Origin of the sequence: Anaeromusa sp. (assembly GCF_028691475.1) — a bacterium.
Classification (GTDB): Bacteria; Bacillota; Negativicutes; order Anaeromusales; family Anaeromusaceae; genus Anaeromusa.
Genome location: NZ_JAQUZF010000136.1, coordinates 1 through 6,029, shown reverse-complemented (window position 1 = coordinate 6,029; position 6,029 = coordinate 1). Strand labels below are relative to the sequence as shown.

Genomic DNA, 6,029 nt, shown 5'->3' with positions numbered 1-6,029 from the left:
TCTCTTCATTCATTTTCTCCGCATAAAAACAAAATCCATTTTTCCCGTGATTTTTGGCTTGATACATGGCCATATCCGCAAAACGAAGAAGCTCGTCCGCGTCGCCGCTATCTTTCGGGAATACAGAAATTCCAATACTCGCCTCTGTCGAAAAGACATAGCTGTTCACCTTCACAGGCTCAGCCATTGTTTCGCTTAGCCTTTTAATCCACTGCATTCCCGGGGCGTCTTCCCAATTTTGAACAATAAAAACAAACTCATCGCCGCCAAGGCGGGCCAAAACCGCATTTTCACCCGCAATAGCCCTTAATTTTTCCGCGACTTTGATTAATAACAAGTCCCCTTGCCAATGCCCATAAGAGTCATTGACCAGTTTAAAATCATCCAAGTCTAAAAACACGACTCCAAAAGACTTGTTCTCCCGCACCGCTTGCTGCATCCACTGCAAAAACAAGCTGCGATTTCCCAGCCCAGTCAGGCTGTCCTTATGCGCCAATTCATAGAGCCTACGATCCCGCTCCCGTACATTGTGCACCATATGATTAAAATGATCCACCATCTCATTTAGCTCACTAAATCCTTCATGCTCCGCCTTAATTTCCAGGTTACCTCCCGCAATGGCTACAAAGCGTTGATTCAAACGGCTAAACGCTTGCAACGTCGATCCTAGCTTACGCCAGGAAAGAGCCAGACCGCCTACTAAAACGAGAGACGCCGAAATAATAAAGAACCATTGAATTCGGTGCAGCGTAGCAAAGGCAACATCTACCGCCTGGTAAACCACTACATGCCAGCCCGACTCATTAACCTCTTCGGCGCTAACAAGATACTCTACCCCGGAAATAGCTACTTGCTTTTCTTTATCATTCTTTTGGTCTTTGTGCAGATCGAAATAGTCGCCGGACCATTCTCGCTGCCAAACTTTCTCTCGGTCCGTATGAGCAATCGTTACGCCTCTTTCATCCGTAATGGCGACAAACACATTCTTTCCATACATTTCGAAAAAGACATCCGTTATATTACTGACTCGCTGCAAATTAAGATACCCTGCTATGCTTCCTCCTGATACGGGCATAGCTACAATAACGGTCGGCTGCCCGGTTTCGGTTGAGATAAAGGAATTAGACCAATATACGGAGGTTCCATTACTTATCTTCTTATAAAACTCGTACCGCGAACGATCCATATCCGCCATATCTTCATTGCGGGGAATAGTTCTCACAACATATCCTTTTTCATCGATAAATTCGATTCGATCAAAAAAATTTTCCTGTTGGATTAAGTGATTTACTACCTCATCGGCGGCGCTTTGACTTCCCAAACTTTCATTCTGATACACAGCTCTAATTTGCTCCATCAGTCGTAATGGCGCACGTAACAGCTCAGCGACTTCTCGCGAGGTCGCATGAGCCAGCATATCATTTTTATACTGCAAGTCTTGCTGCACATTCTGATACATGTAGTAAAAGTTCATAGCGCCCAGCAAAAAGACAGACAAGGTTACGGCAAGAAGCTGGCTGATGATTAAATACGTTTTTAATCTCACAGTCGTCCCACCTTTTTAAATGCGCCATTTTGTACGCGATAAAGATAGTAGCTGTTCTTCACATCGCCGAAGCTATCCATTTTTATAGATTCCTGCAACCCGGAAAATTCGCCCAAACGCAAAATGGCGTCTTTCACCGGCTCCGTCGAAGTAGTCCCCGCTTCCTGAATAGCCGCAGCGGCAACCATTACGGCATCATAACTCAAAATGGAAGCAAAGGAGGGAATCTCCTTGTATCGTTCTCGGTAGGCCTTTTGAAATGCAACATATAGGGCCGTTTCACTCTCTAGGTCAACCTGGCTAATTAAATAAGCCCCTTCAACGTCAGCGCCGCCAGCTTGAATAAAATCATTAGTCATCGTCCACATAGGAGCGAACACGGGCAGCTTGAAATTTTGCTTTCGACTTTGCTGGCAGAACAGGCCCGCATCAATCGCTGATGCAATCAAGAGAACGCCTTCCGCTTCGCTTTCACGCAGCGCCGAAACAATGCGTTTAAAATCGTTACGATTCTTGAACGATTCAGTAGCGACTACCTTTCCGCCGCTCCCCTGAAGCTGCGCTTCAAAACTTTCCTTGATGATCTTAGCAAAAGAAGCATTGTTTTCATCATATACAATGGCGATGGACCGCACCGCCGTTTCTTGTAAAACCGCTTTCGCCAAACTATAGCCTTGGACCTTGTTCGAAGCAATCACGCGGATAAAGTTGTCATCTACTTGTGTTAGTTCATCCGTAGCAATCGTCGGACTAATTAACAATAGGTTCTTTTCATTCGCATTTTTTACCGTATCCATGGCCACACTGCTTACCATATGACCAATAATAATAGTTACCCCTTGTTCCGCCAAGCGTTGATCCACCGCGCACGCAATGTTAGCGTCATTTTTATCATCCGCTACGACTAGTTCAATCTTCCTGCCCCGAATTCCGCCATTTCGATTGATTTCTTCAACCGCCAACTGCGCACCGTTTCTGCCGCTTATCCCCAGCTCCGATTTCAAACCGGAAAGGCCAGCGGAAAAGCCCAGTTTAATAGGAGAAAAAAACAAATGATAAATCAAAAAGATTACCGCGATAAAAAGCAAACTGCTGATACCAAAAAAGAGCCAAGTTTTCAGGTTGCGTTTACCATCCTTCATGTTCTTGGCTCCTTTCTATTCTTCTTTTCTAAATTCTTAATTAGGTAATTTCTAGCTGTTGCGAAACAATCCTTCTTTACACTTATTCCCAAAAACTATTTATTTGCGAACTAGTCAACGACGCTTGCCAATACGTTTCAAAAGCGCGCCAGGCCGTGTGAAGGTTTCATTTCACACGGCCTATCGCTTATCTATAGTATGTTAGAGGGGCCTTGGTTAGCCGCAGCACACGGCAATGGCTTCTATCTCCACGAGTGCGTTTTGCGGCAGCTTAGCCACTTGCACGCAGACTCTGGCTGGATAGTTCTTGGTAAAGTATTCAGCATACACTGCATTCATGGCGGTAAAGTTCTCCAGGTCCTGCATCAAGACGGTCGTCTTTACCACGTTCTCAAATGAAGCATTCGCTTTTTCAAGAATGGCTTTTAGGTTTTCCAGGGATTGGCGCGTTTGCTCTTCAATGCCGCCTGCTGGAAATTTGCCGCTCTTCGGGTCGCTCGGCAGTTGGCCGGAAACAAAGAGGAATCCATTCGCCTTTATGGCTTGCGAGTACGGACCAATGGCTTTGGGCGCACCGTCCGTATAGATCACTTCTTTCATTTTTTGCACCTTCTTCTTTAGCCTACTTTATGGAGCATAATCTTTAGGATCTGGTCGTCGGTCTGGACCATGCCTTTGCAGGCCAGTTCCCCGACGTTAGCAATAGAGGCGTCCACGTCTTCGGCCACAATGCCTTCGCAGCCGGTAACGCGAGTTCCTTCCAGCGCCATGAGCACCGCCTTGCAGGCGGAGGATACGGCGGTAGATACTTTCATGGCGCAGCTGTTGGAGGCGCCGTCGCAAATCATGCCCACCATATCTCCTACCATGCTGGAAATCGCCATGCTTACGGTCCCAAAATCCTTACGCAGCAGCCACGCCATACCGGAGGCCGCACCCATCGCCGCCGTAGAGACGGCGCACAAGGCGGACAGCTTGGGCAGCTTACTGTGGATATAGATCGCCATCGCATGAGACAGCATGAGCGCGCGAATCAGCGTCTCTTCGTCCGCCTGAACATACTGCGCCACTACGCTCACCGGCACAGTGGCGGTAATGCCTTGGTTGCCGGAGCCGGAGTTGGTCATGGCGGGCAGCGACGCGCCGCCCATGCGGGCGTCCGATGCGGCGGTGGTGCGGAGCAAAACGCGGTTCATCAAGCTATCGGCCAGCAAGCCTTCCTCGCTCTGGCGCTGCAAGGTCGCGCCGATATGAAGGCCATAGCCTCCTTTTAGTCCTTCGTCGGCTAGGGCATCGTTCAGTTTGGCGGACTCCAAGATAAAGCGAAGCAAATCCAGCGGCGCGGTGGTGGCAAACTCATAAACATCGCTGGCGGTAACGCCCTCCAGTGAGAAGGCGCTTTCTGCGGTACTTCCTACGCTGCGCTTTTCATACAGCACTTCGTCCTCGCGCTCCACACGCACTACTTGGGTATGATCGTCGGCAATGCACACGCGAGCCCACTTGCTGCCGCTAAAGACTTTCACGTCCGCATAGAGCACATTAGGCACTTCGGCAATGGCAAGATGAACCTTGTGTTTCGCCACCATTTGTTTGGCTCGTTTTACATCGGCTTTATTCTGGCGCTTTAAGACTTCCAGCTTGCCCTCCGGGTCGCCGCTGACGGCTCCGGCGGCAGCGGCAATGGCGAGCCCCGCCATGCCGGTTCCCGGCACCATAACGCCCATGCCGTTTTTCATCATATTAGCGGATACTTGGACTTCAATGCGTTCCACCGGTTTTTCCAGTTCCCGGGCGGCAATAGCCGCCCCCAGCGCCACGGCCACCGGCTCGGTACAGCCAATGGCTGGACGCACTTCCTGCTGCACCGCCTTGAGTAGGTCGGCCCACCTTAGTTTTTCTTCTACCTTCCCTTGTTCCGTCATCATCACTGCTCCTCTCCTTTTCTCTACTTCTCAAGCACTAACTATATTTCACGAAAACGCCAGGAATGGCGATACGCACAACAAGACGCCGGTAAAGATAATGATGCGCAGCGCCCAGCCTTTATAGTGCTGCAAGAACGGTACCTGGTAGACTAAGTACGCCGGAATCAAACATCCAACTAAGCCAAAGATGGGGCTGCAGATGGAGGTAAAGCTCAGTACCGGCGCATTGAGCACAATCGCACCCCAGGAAACCAAGATGGTGAAGGCGATAATGCCGTTCTTCACCATGGTCTTATTGATATGGTTTTCCGGCATCACCCGCGCCAGAAGGTTCATGGCAATGCCCTGGCAAGCTTCGCGAAAGCCGAGGTAGACGCCGAAATAGGCGGTCATGACGGCGAAGATGTTGAGAATCAAGCTGAAGATTTTCACGGTCTGCTGGCCTTGGCCCTGCGCCGCCATGGCCAGCGCGGAGATATTGGCCTTGGACGCATAGACGGCTTGCTCATGGCCCATGGATAAGGTGAAGGACACGGCGTAAAAGAAGACCGTCACAAACAAAATACCAAAGGCAATGTTCATGGCGCGCATGGCTTTATAGCGCGCTACTTCAATGGACTTTTCATGGGAACGATAGGAAATGACCATGGGACTTAGGCTTTGAATAAATAGAATGGACGTTAAAGTAAACGGCAGCATGACGATGGTGTCCGTGGTCAAGCTGCCCAAAGCCGGCACGGCTCCGACATTGTTTAGATCCCAGTGGCCAATCATGGAAACTCCTAAAATCGCTACCACCAATAGCTTGGTCAGCACCATGCCGGTAGAGATTTTAAAGAGTACCTTTTCCCCACGTGAGGCCATAGCGACCAAACAACAGATCAGCACTAAACCATAGAACGGATTCTTCGACAACAGCGAATCGGTGACGCCGAAGGACTGCAAGAATGACGCGCTGTCATTGGTAATGGCCGTAGAATACACAAACACCCAAATCACCAGCATGATAAAGTACAAGGCCCCGAGAAAAATGCCCCAGTTCTTTCCTAAATACCCGGAAATAACACTGGGATAGTCTTTGCACTCCGGCGAAGCCGCCAGGGTGTTGATAAATAACCGCTGGAATAAATACATCGCCGGATAGCCGATGACCGAGGACAGTAAAAAGACCCATAACCCCATCAGCCCTACCTGCACCGGCAAAAATACGATACCGGCCCCGATAGCCATGCCGATGCTCATAATGACCCAGCCCCAGTCGGTGCCGTCAAAGCGAATGGCCTCTCTGAGTATTCCGGGCCAAGTTGCACCGCCTGTCCGGCTCTGTGATACCGCGATTCCGTTGGAACGCTACCACCATTCCGGTAAATAGTACCACCCATCCTATAATGAAAATATGCATGTAGTAGTGCA

5 protein-coding genes are annotated in these 6,029 nt (G+C 49.6%); all 5 read right to left on the bottom strand.

Annotated features, from left to right (window positions below; genetic code table 11):
• Positions 1 to 1,546: diguanylate cyclase (locus PHF27_RS12890; RefSeq protein WP_300070855.1), on the bottom strand; the 1,546-nt coding region annotated here is incomplete at its 3' end.
• The gene (locus PHF27_RS12885) at positions 1,543 to 2,688 is read right to left on the bottom strand and encodes an ABC transporter substrate-binding protein (protein WP_300070852.1); all 1,146 of its coding nucleotides are present in this window, start codon (positions 2,686 to 2,688) and stop codon (positions 1,543 to 1,545) included. The genes PHF27_RS12885 and PHF27_RS12890, both read right to left, overlap by 4 nt.
• Positions 2,689 to 2,904: 216 nt before the next feature.
• Positions 2,905 to 3,288 (bottom strand): RidA family protein, encoded by a 384-nt coding sequence (locus tag PHF27_RS12880; protein ID WP_300070849.1) that lies wholly within the window; start codon positions 3,286 to 3,288, stop codon positions 2,905 to 2,907.
• A 17-nt stretch (positions 3,289 to 3,305) separates the two neighbouring features.
• The gene (locus PHF27_RS12875) at positions 3,306 to 4,616 is read right to left on the bottom strand and encodes an L-serine ammonia-lyase, iron-sulfur-dependent, subunit alpha (protein WP_300070846.1); all 1,311 of its coding nucleotides are present in this window, start codon (positions 4,614 to 4,616) and stop codon (positions 3,306 to 3,308) included.
• 45 nt (positions 4,617 to 4,661) lie between these two features.
• Positions 4,662 to 5,858 carry a hypothetical protein gene (locus tag PHF27_RS12870; protein ID WP_300070843.1) on the bottom strand — a complete coding sequence of 399 codons (1,197 nt, stop codon included), beginning with the start codon at positions 5,856 to 5,858 and terminating at the stop codon, positions 4,662 to 4,664.
• Positions 5,859 to 6,029 lie beyond the last annotated feature (171 nt).